A 15,571-nucleotide genomic window follows, 5' to 3' on the forward strand; every position below is an offset into this window, starting at 1 on the left:
AGACCTCCTGATTCTAATTCTTTCTTTCTGCCAGACGGTCGAGGTACAGTTGGAGCGTTTGGCAGCGACGCTCCAGGGTTCCGAGATGAATCTGGGACATCTGCGCCCAATCGACCGCGGTTCCCCCGTAGATCCTCTCCCGCTCGAATCGATATTGTCTGAGGAGCGGTTGGAGGAGAGGATTCCGGTATCCTTCCTCCACGATCCTCTGGTCCCACTCCACGAGCTGTTTCAGCGCGGCCTCGGTTCCACCGGTGTCCGCCCCGTCTTGGAAGAGAGAAAACTCCAATTCCCTTGCGGTCTGTTGTGCGGCGCGCGACCAGTCCAGAATCCGGAGGAGGTCGTTCGGAAGGGGGGGAGAAATCTCGCCGGCCAAGGTATTCCAGCCATACCACACGTCCACGGACTCTTTCAAATCCCGCCACCCGGCTTCCACATCCTTGAAATCGAGAGAGACTTTCCACATCTCGCGATACGCCAAAGACATCAGACCGTCCCGGCTCTGTTCCATCCTGCGAAGAGGGGTACAGAACAGCATGCCATCCGCATCCCTGCCGCTCCGGAAAAACGTGCAGTGTCCGTTGTAAATGGGATCGCGCGTTGGGGAGAGGCCGAGCAACAATTCCGCGCCGGTGGCCACATCCTCGGGATGAATATAGCGGTGACACACGGTATCGCTGCACGGAAGGTTTTCCGAACATGGGGCGCACGGGATGTTCGGCTGGAGGATGAGATGCCCGGGACCGTAACCGAACGTTTCGGGGTAGTACACTGAGCCGAGGGAAATGACGACGCAGGGAACGCCCAGGCTGGAGGCGAGATGCATCGGGCCGGTGTCGTTGGTGATGAGGAGACTCGACCGCGCGAGCAGCGCCCGGGCCTGCTCCAGGGTTGTTCCGATCCCGTCCATCGTACCGGCCGGCAGGCGAGGCTTCATTTTTTCCCACAGGTCGCGCTCGGACGGGGCGCCGAGGACGAGGAAATCCAAGCCGGGCCGGCACGCAAGGAGGGCCAGCGCCTCGGCGAATTGTTCGGGCTCCCAGCGCTTTCGGTATTCGCTTGCACCCGGCTGAACGGCAACCAATTTGTGCCCGGTCTGGAACCCATGCGATCGCAGAAAGGCATCCGCCCACGCTCGATCCGGTTCGGGAACAACCAGGGGAGGCAGGTCCTCGGGCGGACCCAGTCCGCATCCCCGGATGTACAGATCGACGATGTGAAACCGGTTCAATCTTCTCGTGGCGACCATCGTAAAGAGGTAGGTGAGCCAGTCGCCCTGAAATACGCGCCGCTGGCCCTCAACGATGACGTGCCCCAGCGTGCGGGTGGTCGGGGTCTGGAAGAAACTCATCAGGAGACCGCTGAACTTGCCGTGGCTGAGATTCACGATGAGATCGAAGGAACGGGATCGCATCTCGGCGGCCAATTCCTTGAAGTACTTGGAGCCTTCCGCGATGGGTGGTTCGGATCCGGATGGGGGGCGGAGGCGATTCAGGTCCAGAGGAACGAACTCATCCACGGGCGGCGAGAGCCAGCGGACTACTTCTCCCTTTTCCCCCTTGCCGTCCACGAAGACCGAGAGGTGCGATTCCGGATAGTTTTGCTTCACGGCCCAGTAAAACGGCAGGGCCTGGAGCTGGTCTCCCATCCGGTTCAGATTGAGGATCAGGATCTTGTTGGGGGGGGTCATGACGCCGGTCGCTGAACCCGTTCCTGCCAGAGCTGATCGAGAAGGAGGAAGACCATTTCCGTGTCGTCGAGGTTCCCTCCCTTGTTCTGGATGTCCCGCACAATGTCCTGAAATCCGATTTCAGAGCGGTCCTCATAGCGACGCAGAAAGGCGGTCAGTTCGGCGTCGCCTCTCGCCTGTTCGAGAAGGCGTTCCACCGGCGTCTGGCCCTCGAGGCGATGCGCGAAGCGGGGGTAGTCCCAGGAAAGGATCATCTCGAGGGCTTGTTGCATCCTCTTTTCGAACGAATGATCGCGGAGGGCCCGAGCCTGTGCCGCGGCGGCGATGACTCGGCGCTCTTCCGGATGTTTCAGGTAGTGATCGACCTTTTCGCGCGCCTCATCCAGCGTTGAGAAGCAGACGATCTCCTTGCCCTCTTCGAAGAGATCCGGCAGGAGTTCGCGGCGGTCCGTGATCTGGAAGGCTCCGATGGCGGCGATCTCAAAGGTCCGCGGGTTTACGAAATCTCCGTTGGGATTCACGCCGTCGTGGTACGTGGACGAGTGCAGATTGATGTTGATGTCGGAGGCGTTGTAAATTCGGACCACGTCCTCGGGGCTCAGCCAGCGGGCGTTTTCCTGCACGTGCCGGAACAGGATGGAGTTGGCGTCCCAGCCCGTTCCCCAGACCTTGAAATCATATTGCATAAGGCCCATGAGGAATTGGCGGCGGTTGTAATAGCCCGCGCCCATGAACGAGACATCCGATCCATAGCGTGCGCGATCCTCCTCCGAGAGGTCCAGAGGTCGATGGAGCGATGGGGCGCAGGCCTGAGGCAGGTAGCCGAATCGGTGCTGAGTGGCGGAGCGGAGCTCTTCAAAAAAGGCTCCTTTCTGGATGGTGAAAAAATAGTCACACGCCGGGGCGATGGTTTTCCAGTAGGGAAAAAGCCGGAAATCCTCCACGAACCAGAACGCGGATGGGATCTTCATCTCGCGCAGCTTGGTAAAGACGCTGGGGGCCAGGGGACTTTGCGCCAGCGCGAATACGAGATCCGGCTTCCACTCCGCGCATCGTGCAAGGAAGAGGTCGGACAGAAAAAGACAGAGCGAATTGTGGAGTTGGTTCCGGTGTCCGGGAACGGACGTCACGGTATCCACCTGGGCGAGTACATGCTCGTAGGGAGCGAAATCGAAAAGATCCACTTTGTGGCCGAGCGATCGGAACGCCTCGGCGACGTAGTAGGAGGTGCTGAGCGAACCTCCGTAGATCGGAGAGACGACGGCGATTTTTAACCCCACCCTGCGGAGGCGGGAGTGCATTCGGAGTCGATTCAACGTCTCCATGATCATGTTGTAGAGGTCCGTGCGTCCCTTGGCGAGGCCCGGCGGGCTGAAAATGACGGCTCGCTGGGCGAAGGCCTCTCTGAGGGAATCGAGCCGGTCCAGCGACTCCCTGGAGTCGACCGAGAGAAGGGTGACGGAATTCAGTATGCCCGCGATATCGCGCGCCTCGCGCGCGAGTCCAAGAACTTCAGGATTCCATTCAATGACATGGATGTTCGGTTTGCAGCCTTTCTCGGTCGCCTTGCGCAGAAGCTGCTCAACCATGTAGCCCAGTCCGAAGCCCATCACGATGATCGGCTGAGAGGGGATCCATTCAAGGCGGTCGACCGCCTCGGTTGCTTCCCGAACGGGGTCGTACGCGCTGTGAAGGTAGGCCCCGTTGAACAGCAGTGTGGGGGCTCCGGAACGGGAAGTTTTCAGTTCAAACATGACCGTCAGCCGCCTCTTGCGATTCGGTCGACCTTGCCCCACCACTCGCAACCGGCCGCGGAGCGGCCTCTTGTCCCCTCGGCCCGCCCGGCGTGCCGGTTGCGGGTGGTGGGGTGAGACCGTAGTATTCGAACATCAGGGCCAATTCGGGGAACCGTGACTTGAGGTCCGTCAGGCTTCTTCGCAGGCGTGCATTTCGCTCTTCCGGCTTTCCGGTGGATTCAAGGGAGGACAGTGAAGAAAATAGAAGTTGCGCGGTCTGAAGGGCCTCGACTCCGGGGCGAGGACCTTCAATGGAGTGGGGCAGCGGGGTTCCCTCGGGTCCCAGGATGCTGACCCAAAAGGCTTTGTAGAAATCGCGTTCGATGATTTCCTGCTCCGCGCCGCCGGTTGCGTATCCCAGCGTCCCGTCTTTCCAGGCCGGTACCGCGATGGCCGCCTCCGGCTGCAAGGTGCATTCAGCCGCCAGGCCGGAATAATCCCTTCCGTTTTGCGCCGATTCGATTTGGCCGCGAAGGACACCGAAGACCCACTCGGGGGACAGGGCGGCGTGGCAGGAGAAGTCCCGACAACAAGTCTCACCGTCCTGACAGGGATTGAAAGGAGTGGAGGCTTGGAGAATGACGGCGTTTTCCGTCCAGGGGGCCGTCTCCACGTAATAGGAACTCCCCGTAAAGAGCGCGAGTGTGGGCACACCCGACCACGCGGCCACGTGCATGGGGCCGGTGTCCGGAGTGAGCAGGAGATCCAATTCTTCGAGCGCCTGTCCAAGCAGATGAGCGGGCGTCTCCGTGTTGAGGTCCACCCTTTCCAGATTCGGAACGAGAGATCGAATATTCTCTGCCGCGCCCCGTTCGGCGGGAGAGCCGAATAGCGTCACACGATAGGGGGTGTGTTCGTGGATCAGCTTGATGAGTGCGGCGAACGAGGCATTCGGCCATCTCTTCCGGTTGTCGCTGGCGCCCACCTGGATGCCGATTCGACCGGATGCTCGACGGGGCACCCGCGCGGGGTAGAGATCGCGGGGTTCGGGTGCAAATCCGGCGCCGCGCATGAAGATCTCGGTGAGATTGAAGCCGTTCAGGCGTCTGTGCCGGGTGAGTGCGAGGAGATACGTGAACCACCCTTGGTGGAGGATCCGGTGCGTGGAAGGGTCGTACCAGAACCCGCGGCGCTCGCGGCCTTTCGCGATTGAGGCGAGGATCGCCCCGGAGGGGGTGTAGTTCAGATTGCACACCATGTCGAAGGTTGTTTCCCGCAGTGGGCGGAGCCATCGTACGGCCTCGCGGAAACGCGCCGCATTCAAGATCTGCTCGGCGGGTGAGTCCCAGAATTCGGAAACGTCCAAGGGCCATGGCGTGTCCACCTCCGGAAACTCCCGGACCAGCGCCTCGTACCGTCGGTCGAACACGAGCGAGATCTTGCACCTGGGGCGCCGGCGCTTGAGGGCGCGAAAGATCGGCACGGTTTGAATCAAATCGCCCATCCGCGCGCATTGGATGAAGAGCGCGTGGGCCGGCTTCGCGGCGGGCGTGGGGTTCATGGTGCTAGAAAACGACGGAGGTTGGCAAGACGGTCCTGGAGACGCCGATAGGCTTGGATCGTTTCTTCTCGCGCCACGGATGGATCCTTGGAAAAAACGAGGCTCTTTTCCGTAGAGAGCAGTCGAAGGAGAGGCGAAACGACTTTCCCAGGCGTCTGATCATCGAGCCGTTCGAGCAGCCGGTCATTCTGTTCCATGATCCGGATGCCTTGCCCGTTGGCCGTGGAGAGGGCCATCACGGTCTCCTGGAGGAGCACTTCGGCCTGGAGGAGGTTCGACCGGATGAGCTCCGCGGAGGCCTCGGGAAGGTCCGAAGCCTCCCCTGCGGGGTGAGGCATTCCGGCCGGCTCAGGCCTTGACTTGTCCGTATCGGCGCGGAGCAGGCGTTTCCACCAACCGAGCATGAGAAGTCTGACCCTGTCCGCTTCGCTGAGCGCCGTTGCCCGATGAGGGAGGGTGCGCAGCCATCCATCCGGCCCGAACTCGGAACGATAGAGTTTCCAGCCCCGGAGTGCCGCCGGGAGCAAGGCAGGCTCGCCCCCGGCGATGGCGGCTTCCACCACCTGAATGATGCACTCCACCGGTGGGAGGGACGCCTCAGGCCCCGGTGGATCGAATGACCAGTGTCCATTGCCGTAGGGTCCCGTAATCGAATAGTGGGATTCACCCCGAAAGATCGCGATCACACGGGTCCCGAGCGCGGTGGCCAGGTGCGCCGGCGCCGTGTCGCCGGAAACGAGGACGGCCAGCCGCGGTATCAACGAGCTCAACTCACGCCAGCCGATGCCTGTCGCATCCACCAGGGGAGCCGACGTCAGCGCCCGTATCCGCTCGAAGCATTCGCGCTCCTGGATGGATCCGAGAATGACGATGCGGCGTCCCGGTTTGGCGGCTGCGGAAACGGCCAGGGAAGCGACGGCCTCTGCGGGAAGGCCCTTCCGTTCCGAGTTGGAGCCCGGTTGAACTCCAATCAGGACCTCTCCCGGATCGGCGCTATGCTCGTTGAGGAAATGGTGGCCCCAATCGCCGCCATCGCCCGGGGGCGAGGTGTACGGCTTGCCTCGCGGGGCGAAACCGCCCAAGCATTGAAGCACATCCGCCACGTGGGGCTGTGGAAAGTGGGATCCTTGGATCTCGGCGTGGAAGTAGCGGCCGATGAAATCGGGGGCATCGAGCGAACCATCGAGACGGGCAACGTACCCCCGGACTTCCCGTGAGCCCGCGAGGCGGGCCATGGTGCCTCCGATGTCGTTAAACGATGCGTTGAATACGCAGTCGAATTTCAGAGCGCGGAGGGTCCGTGCGAGGTCGGAAATCCGATGGTGCCCGGACAGAAAATCCTCCCGGTTTCCCGCATGCCACGAGGCGAGGAAATCGGCATCAAGGAGGAAAATCTCATCCAGGTCCGGATGGCCCGCCAGGGCCTTCTCGAACCGTTTGTTCACGAGAGCCGCGATGAAGGCCTCCGGGTGCCTCTCGCGCAGTCCGGAAATCAGCGGGGTGGTCTGGAGGAGATCTCCGAGGCGTGTGAGCTGGACGACAAGGAACTTAGGAGCCATCGCCGCCCTCCGCTCCGCTCCGGGGACGGCGATCGGAAGGGCCATCGGGATTCGCGCCGCGACCCGCTGCCCGTAGAATCCTGGCGTCGAAATCTTGGGAGGAGTGGGCCGACAGGCTCAGTAGAACTTGATCCAGCGGGGAGGACTGGGCGCCTTTGATCTGAACGCCGATGCGCGAGGTATTCACGAATCGCCTCGGAGGGCCGAATTGGATGCGTCGCTCGATCGCCCGGAGAAAGCGGTGGAAGTTGCGCAGAATGAAGGTTGATTTTCCGTCCACGGTCTGTGCCTTGGGGTGGAAGACGAGTTGCTCCTGTGGCACGCTCAGTTTCGCAGGATGGCCGATCGACGGGTATGTGCTGGAGTGCCCGCGCTGGTCGGGATTGGAAAGGTCCAGTCCAACGAACACAATGGGGTCGCACCCCAGCCGGATGGCCAGATCCACGGCGTAGACGCTGACTGAAGACTGGCCGTCCAGGACACCTTTGCTGAGGAGGAGGGCGTTGGAGTACATTCCATGGCTCTCGTTCCCACCGAGCCCGACGAACTTGGGTCCCTCGTGGAGCGTGAGCACCTCCGGGGTGACTTGGGGAATGAAGACGAGAGGAACATGCCGGGCGCCGCTCCGGTGAAAGGCCGCGCTCACTTCCACCGGGTCGACGGCGATGGCCAGGTGCGGGCGAATTCCGGCCTGGGCCAGCGTGGGCAGCGCGGCGCCGATGGACAGGATCACGCCGTGCTCGCGGGCTTTCTCCAACTCGGGAAGGGCGTCGTCGAGCGAAGGGCCCGGCGCCACCACGAAGCACGGCTCTCCCGCGAAGAGATCGAACAGCTTCAATACCCCAGGGGACCGGACCACCGTCTCCAGGTTCGCCTCCAGATTTCTCCGAATCCGCTCGCTGTGCGTGGCCCAAAAGGCCCGATGCGCCTCGACCTGGTCCACAAACTCCTGAAGATAGAGGGACTCGTCCCCGGCAAAACTCAGCGAAGGCTTGTGGAAGTAGATCCGGTCCGGGTCGTTCAGGAATATCGGGTGCTGAAAAACTTTCGCAAGAATCTCGGCATCCGATCCCCAGATATACTCCAGCCGCGGATCCGACAAGAGATCGGCGATGGGGATCCACTCCAGCGCGTACCAGAACGCGTCCGGATTGACGATGGTGACCGTGATCGTGGCTCCGGAGGGGATCCTCTGGAGCGCCTCGCGGACGTGATAGCCCAGGCCAAACCCCAGAATCATCGCATCCGAACCCGATCCGAACCGGCCCTGCACGAAACTTCGCGCCTCTCGAACGGGGTCACCGCTGCTGTGGAGAAACACTTCGCGTCCATCCGGGAAAACCTTCTTCAGCGTGAAGGCGCCGGTCCGCGCGAAGGCCGGACTCAGTCCGGGCCAGCGCTGTTTCCAGTTCTGCACGGCGTGACCGTGCAAGTCGCGGTGGAACCGGTGCAAAGCCTGGAGGTTCTCAGAGAGGATATCTTGATGAGCGGCTTGAGCTTCCATGTCCCTTCAGATCTTCACGGCCTTGGTGGGAGTTGCCTCCCCCTGCGGCGTCGGCCCTCATGGCCCGTGCGCTCGCTCCGCCATCGCCGTCCGCTGGGGAGGCGGACGGCGGGACGGAAACTTAAAGAGGTACCCGGTTTCTCCGCCTCACGGCGGAGGGCCGTGGCGATGTCTTCCTAGCGTTTGCCCTTGATATCATCCATGATAATCTGGGCTGTAGTCGGAAGGTCCTCACGCTTCCCCCCAGGCACCTCTTACTTCCTCGTGGAATCATGCGTCCCATGACCTCATGAAACCCCGGTGCTTTGGGATCGGTTCCTTGCTGCGCTTCCATGCCTGCGCTTTCGATCCCAAAATATGCACAACATCTGGTATGGTGGCCAATTTAAAATACTATATATAAGTTGTCAACTGCTTTCGCGATGTCCCTTATGTCCCCTTTGACCACACCTATATTTTCGGAGATTTCGCAGGAAAGATGAGCTTCCCGCCGCGTCGAAATCGCTTTTGTTTTCAGAAGCCTGGTCGAATACCCCAATACCTGCAAGTCGGTGGTGATGAGAAAACGGAACGACTGGATTCCTCTGGCCCGCTATACTTTGATCTTCTCTGCCTTTGCCCTTATGATGGTGATCGTTTTTGGGAACAAGGGATTGATCGAACGGAAAGTCCTGCTCCGGAACAAACAGGCGGTCGTCCGCGAAATTCGAAAAGCTAAAGTGGAGAATGAGGTTTTGCGCGCCCAGATCGATGCCATCCGCCGCGACCCCTCCGAGGTGGAGCGTCTCGCGCGTGAAAAATTCGGGCTCGGTCGCGAAGATGAAAAAGTGTTCCAATTGGTGCCCAAGAAGCCATGAGTCGGTACGAACCTGAATCGATCGAACTGAAGTGGCAGGCCAAGTGGGACGAGGCCCGTCTCTTCGAAGTGGACGAGACACGAGCCACGAGTCCCGAGTCACGTTCCACGAAATACTACCTCCTCGAAATGTTCCCCTATCCCTCCGGCCGGATCCACATGGGCCACGTGCGGAATTACACGATCGGTGATGTGGTCGCCCGGTACAAAATGATGCGCGGCCACACGGTGCTCCATCCCATGGGATGGGACGCGTTTGGCCTCCCCGCCGAAAACGCCGCGATCGAGCGTGGGATCCATCCGGCGCAGTGGACACTCGACAACATCGCGTACATGAAAAGCCAGCTCAAGCGCCTCGGCTACGCCTACGACTGGCGGCGCGAGATTGCCACGTGCGATCCATCCTACTACAGATGGGAGCAGTGGCTGTTTCTCCGGATGCTGGAGAAGGGACTGGCCTACCGGAAAAAGTCCATCGTCAATTGGTGCCCCTCGTGCAGCACGGTGCTGGCGAATGAACAGGTCGAAGACGGCCGATGCTGGCGGTGCGACTCGGAAGTCGCCCACAAGGAGCTGTTTCAGTGGTTCTTCCGGATCACCGCCTATGCGGAGGAACTGCTGCGGGAGACTTACAATCTCAAGGGCTGGCCCGAGCCCGTCCTCATCATGCAGCGGAATTGGATCGGGAAGAGCGAGGGCGCAGAAGTGGATTTCCCCGTCGTGGGCAGCGATCTCAAAATCCGGATCTTCACCACGCGACCGGACACGCTGTATGGAACGACGTTCATGAGCCTGAGCCCCTTTCACCCGTTGGTCGAAGAGCTTTCCGGCGGGTTGCCGAGCGAGCCGAAGGTGCGGCTCGAAGTGGACGCCATGCGGCGGGCCAAGCTGGCGGGCGGCGAGCGGGGACCCGCCGACCAGGTCGAAAAGAAGGGCGTCTTCACCGGTTCATACTGCATCAACCCGCTTACCGGAAAGATGCTCCCGGTCTACGTCGCCAATTTCGTCCTCATGGAGTACGGCACGGGCGCGGTGATGGCCGTGCCTGCGCACGATCAGCGCGATTTCGAGTTTGCCAGGCAGTACAACCTTCCCATTGAAGTGGTCATCCAACCGGTGGCGGAGAAGCTCGATCCCGCCCGGATGGAGTGTGCGTACGAGGAGCCGGGCGTGATGGCGAATTCAGGTCCGTTCGATGGAATGCCGAGTGAGGAGGGGAAAAAGAAAGTCATCGAGCTTTTGGAGAAGAAGGGAGTCGGCCGCGGGGCCGTCACGTACAAACTGCGCGATTGGGGGATTTCACGCCAGCGCTACTGGGGCGCGCCGATCCCGGTGATCCACTGCGACGCGTGCGGCGTTGTCCCGGTTCCGGAATCGGATCTCCCCGTCGTGCTCCCTCGCGACGTGGCCTTCACGGGAAAGGGCGATTCACCGCTCGCGCAGCATCCCTACTTCACCAAAGTGCAATGCCCCAAGTGCAAGTCCGCGGCCCGGCGCGAAACGGACACGATGGATACCTTCGTGGAATCGTCATGGTACTTCGCCCGCTTCGCGTGTCCCGATTCTGCAAACGGCATGGTGGATCCTCCGCGCGCGAATTTCTGGCTTCCGGTGGACCAGTACATCGGGGGAATCGAACACGCCGTTCTCCATCTGCTTTACGCCCGGTTCTACACCAAGGTCATGCGCGATTTCGGACTCCTCAAGACCGGCGAGCCGTTCCAGCGCCTCCTGACACAGGGAATGGTCATCAAGGACGGCGCCAAGATGAGCAAGTCGAAGGGCAATGTGGTCGATCCGGACGAGATCATCAGGAAGTACGGGGCCGACACGGCACGCCTCTTCATCCTCTTCGCCGCGCCGCCGGAGTACGACCTCGAATGGAGCGACCAGGGCGTGGAAGGTGCCTCACGATTCCTCAGGCGTGTGTGGGATCTGTTTCAACGGCTCGATACGGCGGCCATCCTAGATGAACGAGAACGATTCGCGACGATCCTGAGAAACCTCGAACCTTCGAAAATACCGGAGCAGGCAGCCCAGGTTCTTCGGAAATGCCACCAGACGATCAAGAAAGTTACGGAGGACATCGAGGACCGATTCCACTTCAACACCGCCGTAGCCGCGATCATGGAGTTTTGCAACACCTTCAATGCTTGGCATCGGCCGCAGTTGGTCACCTACGGCCGAGGAATCGAAGAAAAAAGCCAGAGTTTGATAGATCAGCGTGCCATATTCTGGTTCTGTGTGAGGAATCTGGCGCTCTTGCTGGCGCCGTTCGTGCCGCATGTCGCGGAAGAATTGTGGAGTCAGCTCGGAGAGAAGGATTTTGTGTCACGGCATCCTTGGCCGGCGTGGGACCCCAAATGGATTCAGGAGGAGGCGATTACGGTGATCGTCCAAATCGACGGGAAGCTGCGCTCCAAACTGATCGTCCCGCGAGACCTGTCCGAGGCCGAGCTCCGGGCGAGGGCCATGGGCGATCCCAAAGTGCAGCCGTGGGTCGCGGACCGACAGGTCCGGCAGGTGGTGGTTGTGCCGCAACGTCTGGTCAACATCGTCACTTCACCGAAGGCGGCATGAAACCCACGCCCCGCTCCCTGCTCATGGGCCGCTGGCTCGCGCCGTTTCTTTCGCTCCTCCTCGGCCTGATTACGGGATCCTTCGCGTGCGGCTATCAGTTCGTCAATCGCGTCAACACGCTCCCCTCCCACATCAAGCGGGTGGCGGTCGGTGAGATCCGGAACGATACGGACGAACCGCACATCCAGACCGTTTTCTACCAGGCTTTCCAACAGGAGTTTTCGACGGACAGGAGATTGAACCTGACGTCGATCGAGAAGGCCGATGCCGTGCTCAGCGGAACTTTGAAACGGTTCAGCATTGAACCCCTGGCGTACGATATTGCGGGCTTTCCCTCCAAGTACCGATCGACCATCACGGTGGACCTCGAGCTCTACGACAAGGTGAAAGACGAGATATACTGGGATGTGAGGGGATACTCCCGTTCCGATGAGTATGCCGCCAGCCAAACGGCGGGCATTTCGAAGGAAAACGAGGTGCTAATCCTCAAGAAACTGGCGGTTGATGCGGCGGAGGAAATCCACCGCGCCATCATGGGCAAGATGTAAGGCGTCCCACTCGTCACGCGTCCGCCATCAAGACCAACTACACGCTAAGATTCTACGACCAGGTCCTGCGACTGGGCTACATCCACTATGGATTGTGGGAGGCGGGCGATCCACGCTCCGTGGAGGGCCTACGCGCGGCGCAGGAGCGGTATGCGGAATACCTTGTGTCGAAAGTTCCAACCGGAGTGAAGCACATCCTGGATGTCGGATGCGGGACCGGTGGCATGGCGCTCAAGCTCAAGACGAAGGGGTACGCGGTTACCGGAGTGTCGCCCGACCCTTACCAGCAGGTCGAATTTTCGAAACGATCAGGGTGTCCCTTCTTTCTCTCCAAGTTTGAAGCGCTCAGGGAGCGGCCGAAAGCGGATCTCATCCTCATGGCCGAGAGCGTACAGTACTTCCCCGTCCAAGCAGGATTCGCCCAGAGCCGCGAGATCCTGCCGCCGCGGGGATGGATCCTGGCGGCCGACTACTTCTGCAAGTTCAAGGACGGGTCCAGACTCACAAAATCCGGTCATCTCGAAAGCGAGTACCGTGCCGCCGGAAAGGAGTCAGGATTCGAGATCGAGTTCGAAGAAGACCTCACCGAGCGGGCGGTGCCCACCCTGGAATTGGGATTCGGCTGGGTGAATCAATACGCCATGCCGGCCTACGAACTCATGGTTGAGGCGCTTCGAAAACGTTATCCGCGCCTGACCCGGCTGGCCATGGTTTATTTTCGAAAGAAGTTGGACCAATTGCGCGAGCAGCTCGTCGTCATCGACCCCGACGCCTTCCGCCGAGCCAAAACCTACCGCGTCATTCTCTGGCGCCGCGTAGTGTAGGCTTCCGACTCGCCTGTGGACGGGGCTGGGGACGAGCGTCCCCAAACACGAGACAACTCCACCCCACCGTTGCATTTCTGTCACATGGACAGAGAATCACCCCTACGATGACGAAAACGGAGCGCCGGTGCATAGATGCAACTCCGTGCGCCGCGGCACGAACCTTGCAGGAGTAGGCAGGTCAATGCGATGGACCTGGGTGAGTTCGAGGCGGGGAGAAGATTCGGGGGGCCAAGGTAGAGGTGCGGCATGAAACAGACGCAGGAGGTGAAAACATGAGAACAAAGCACGGAGTCGGACCTGGAAAACCCGCTACGACGGTTCAGCCATTTGATGCGGAGTCAGCCCCGGATACAATGCCCCTATCCGACATGGAAACGGTCATGGGAGCGAAACGGGAGTCAAGTCAAGAATATCGGCTGAAACGGTGGGGTTCGATTTCGTTCGCCATCCTGGTCTTGGGTTGCGGAATTGATGCGGGGGACGATCCAGGATCTGCGACGCTGCCGGAGAAAGAAAGCCAGCCGTCCGAGTTGAGCGGCCTTCTTGAAGGGGATTGGCACATCTACAGCCATCAGAACGAAACCCCTCACATTTCCCATTCGGATCAGTTGCTGACGTTCAAGAAAACCGGCGACAACACATACGAGATATACGAGGCCTGCTCCCAACGCGCCCATTCCACCGGCACCGTCCGCGGCGGGATCCTTGATTTCGACGGGACAGAAACGGATGCGGTTTTCAAGAATGGGCGGCTCGTCCTCACTGAAATGCAGGGAAACGCCGCCGTCGGGCGCACCTTCGTCGGCGAGCCGGTGAACAGCTTGGTTTGCTCAAACGAAGATTCCGGCCGGAGCAAGGTCCGGCGCCAGGCTTTGACCTCGCGGGCACCCAACACCGTGAGAGGGATAGTCCGCCGTGCCCCGGTGCGGCCCCCTCGTGCCGCCGATACTTCCAGCGCTTCTGCCACGTCCACTGCTTCCGCCACATCCGCCACGTCCACTGCGTCCACCCCACCCACCGCGTCCCCCGAGTCTGCCGATCCGCTCCTGGACCATCTCCGGGCCTCCGTCGGCACCAAGCTTCCCGGCGGACAGACGGATGGCCCCAGGAACAAGGACGGATCGAAACCAACGACGAGCACATCGACCCAGGGCACTTACAACGTCACGTGCCAGACCCAGGAGATGACGCAGCACGACATGGCAAATGCCTTCACTCTCTTCGACACCAGCCCCAACATCTTTCCGGGCGCTCTGGTTCAGGGTGAACCGTTCATGAGTCAGAACAACGTTAAACAAATCACCTCCGGCACGTCGCGTGACCCACACGCCCGGAAGCGGGCGCCGCTGACCATCGTCGTTCAAGGGCCCACTCTGAGCGGGGGAAACCACATGTTCAGCAGTGTCCAGGATCCGTCCAGGCTCGAGAATGTAGATCAGGCCGTTCGGGACATTCTCTCCAAGGGCGTCGAGCAGGGGGTGATCGACGTGTCTGTGGATTATGCCATCGCGTCCTCCGAGCAGCAGCTCGACATGGATCTCGGTGTTGCCGGTAGTTTCGGTGGATTCGCCGGGTCCTCGGACCTCAAATATGACCGCACGGACGAGAACAACCACCTGGTCGTCATCTATACTCAGAGGTTCTATTCCGTGGTCGTGGACGATTTCGGAGGCGCCCTCAACGCCTTCACCGCAGATGCCACCGATCCTCCCGATCCCGTGCTGGGAACGACCCAGATCGGCGGGGGGAATCCCCCTCTCTACATCAAACAGGTCGACTACGGACGCCAGATCATGCTCGAGGTCACCACATCCTTCTCGGAGACCAACGTGAAAAGCGTCGTTGAGGCAGCCTACGCCGGCGCGGATGCCTCCGTGTCCGCGACCAGCAAGATATCCCACGGCGACATCCTCGAGAACACGGAAATTCGGCTCCGCGTACGCGGCGGCGCCGACAAGGGAGTGGCGGGCTGGACGCTCCTGCCCGCCTCGGGAGACGGCGGATCGGGCTCGGACTTGTTCAATCAACTCAAGGCGCAATTCGCCACGATCAAGACGGAACAGTTCTCCAGCACCACCCCGGCCGTTCCCATCGGATTCACCTTGAGCTATCTCGTGGACGACAATCCTGCGAGCCTGCTCTACACGGTCGATTTCGTCCAAAAGAACTGCTCCTCCACCGCGGCCGCCGTCCATCATCAATTTCAAGTCGATATCGAAGGTTACCAGGCTCAGGGGATCAACGGGCTGGACGATCACTTCGAAATGTCTGTGGACGGCCGCCTGATTCGGGGATACGACTCACCCAACGGCAAGAATACCTGGGACAACCAGGGGATTCTTACTACGCCGCCGGACGACGGCCAACCGCACCTCATCCAACTCCGCCTTTTCAACAACGGCGGATGGGCCACGGGCGGCACCATCAGGTTGAAACGCGACGGAAACGTGATCTATTCGATCCAGATTCATGGAGGCACGGGGGCATGGACGGGGAAAGTGTGGGGGAAAGATCTCCAGATCGGCACGGACGGTTCCTGCAAAGCGACCGCCACCGACGAGCCCGGTGCCGGCTACAACATCGATTACAACGAGAATGTGAACAACTGCCTCTAAATATGCCCACTAATGTACTTTAACATATTCTCCATATCTGCTATGCTCTCCTCAACAAGGAGGGTTCATGGCCAGAACGATTCGGTTGACGCGGC

Annotated in this window: 10 protein-coding genes; 5 read left to right on the forward strand and 5 right to left on the reverse strand. The window is 60.5% G+C overall.

Annotated features, from left to right (window positions below; all coding sequences use genetic code 11):
- Positions 1 to 13 precede the first annotated feature (13 nt).
- The 5 genes from HYT87_18475 to HYT87_18495 are packed head-to-tail and all read right to left on the reverse strand — an operon-like array spanning position 14 to position 8,050.
- Positions 14 to 1,690 carry a glycosyltransferase family 9 protein gene (locus HYT87_18475; GenBank protein ID MBI2061731.1) on the reverse strand — a complete coding sequence of 559 codons (1,677 nt, stop codon included), beginning with the start codon at positions 1,688 to 1,690 and terminating at the stop codon, positions 14 to 16.
- Positions 1,687 to 3,444, reverse strand: coding sequence for a glycosyltransferase (locus tag HYT87_18480; protein MBI2061732.1), 1,758 nt, complete (start codon positions 3,442 to 3,444; stop codon positions 1,687 to 1,689). The genes HYT87_18475 and HYT87_18480 overlap by 4 nt, the downstream gene beginning before the upstream one ends.
- Entirely contained in the window at positions 3,437 to 4,987 is a 1,551-nt protein-coding gene (locus tag HYT87_18485) for a glycosyltransferase family 9 protein (GenBank protein MBI2061733.1), read from the reverse strand. The genes HYT87_18480 and HYT87_18485 overlap by 8 nt, the downstream gene beginning before the upstream one ends.
- Positions 4,984 to 6,546, reverse strand: coding sequence for a glycosyltransferase family 9 protein (locus HYT87_18490; protein MBI2061734.1), 1,563 nt, complete (start codon positions 6,544 to 6,546; stop codon positions 4,984 to 4,986). Before HYT87_18490 ends, HYT87_18485 begins: the two co-directional genes overlap by 4 nt.
- Complete coding sequence (locus HYT87_18495; protein ID MBI2061735.1) at positions 6,536 to 8,050, reverse strand: DUF115 domain-containing protein; 1,515 nt, start codon at positions 8,048 to 8,050, stop codon at positions 6,536 to 6,538. Before HYT87_18495 ends, HYT87_18490 begins: the two co-directional genes overlap by 11 nt.
- A 557-nt stretch (positions 8,051 to 8,607) precedes the next feature.
- Between HYT87_18495 and HYT87_18500 the strand changes: the two genes are divergently transcribed.
- The 5 genes from HYT87_18500 (at position 8,608) to HYT87_18520 (ending at position 15,476) form a co-directional block, all read left to right on the forward strand.
- Positions 8,608 to 8,907, forward strand: coding sequence for a septum formation initiator family protein (locus HYT87_18500; GenBank protein ID MBI2061736.1), 300 nt, complete (start codon positions 8,608 to 8,610; stop codon positions 8,905 to 8,907).
- A complete protein-coding gene (locus HYT87_18505) occupies positions 8,904 to 11,486 on the forward strand; it encodes a leucine--tRNA ligase (protein MBI2061737.1) in 2,583 nt (860 codons plus the stop codon). The genes HYT87_18500 and HYT87_18505 overlap by 4 nt, the downstream gene beginning before the upstream one ends.
- Positions 11,483 to 12,034, forward strand: coding sequence for an LptE family protein (locus HYT87_18510; protein ID MBI2061738.1), 552 nt, complete (start codon positions 11,483 to 11,485; stop codon positions 12,032 to 12,034). The genes HYT87_18505 and HYT87_18510 overlap by 4 nt, the downstream gene beginning before the upstream one ends.
- 119 nt (positions 12,035 to 12,153) lie before the next feature.
- On the forward strand, positions 12,154 to 12,858 hold the full coding sequence (locus HYT87_18515) for a methyltransferase domain-containing protein (protein ID MBI2061739.1): 705 nt from the start codon (positions 12,154 to 12,156) through the stop codon (positions 12,856 to 12,858).
- 275 nt (positions 12,859 to 13,133) lie between these two features.
- On the forward strand, positions 13,134 to 15,476 hold the full coding sequence (locus tag HYT87_18520) for a thiol-activated cytolysin family protein (protein MBI2061740.1): 2,343 nt from the start codon (positions 13,134 to 13,136) through the stop codon (positions 15,474 to 15,476).
- Positions 15,477 to 15,571 lie beyond the last annotated feature (95 nt).

The sequence above is a fragment of the Nitrospirota bacterium genome, assembly GCA_016180645.1.
In the GTDB taxonomy this organism is placed as follows: domain Bacteria; phylum JACPQY01; class JACPQY01; order JACPQY01; family JACPQY01; genus JACPAV01.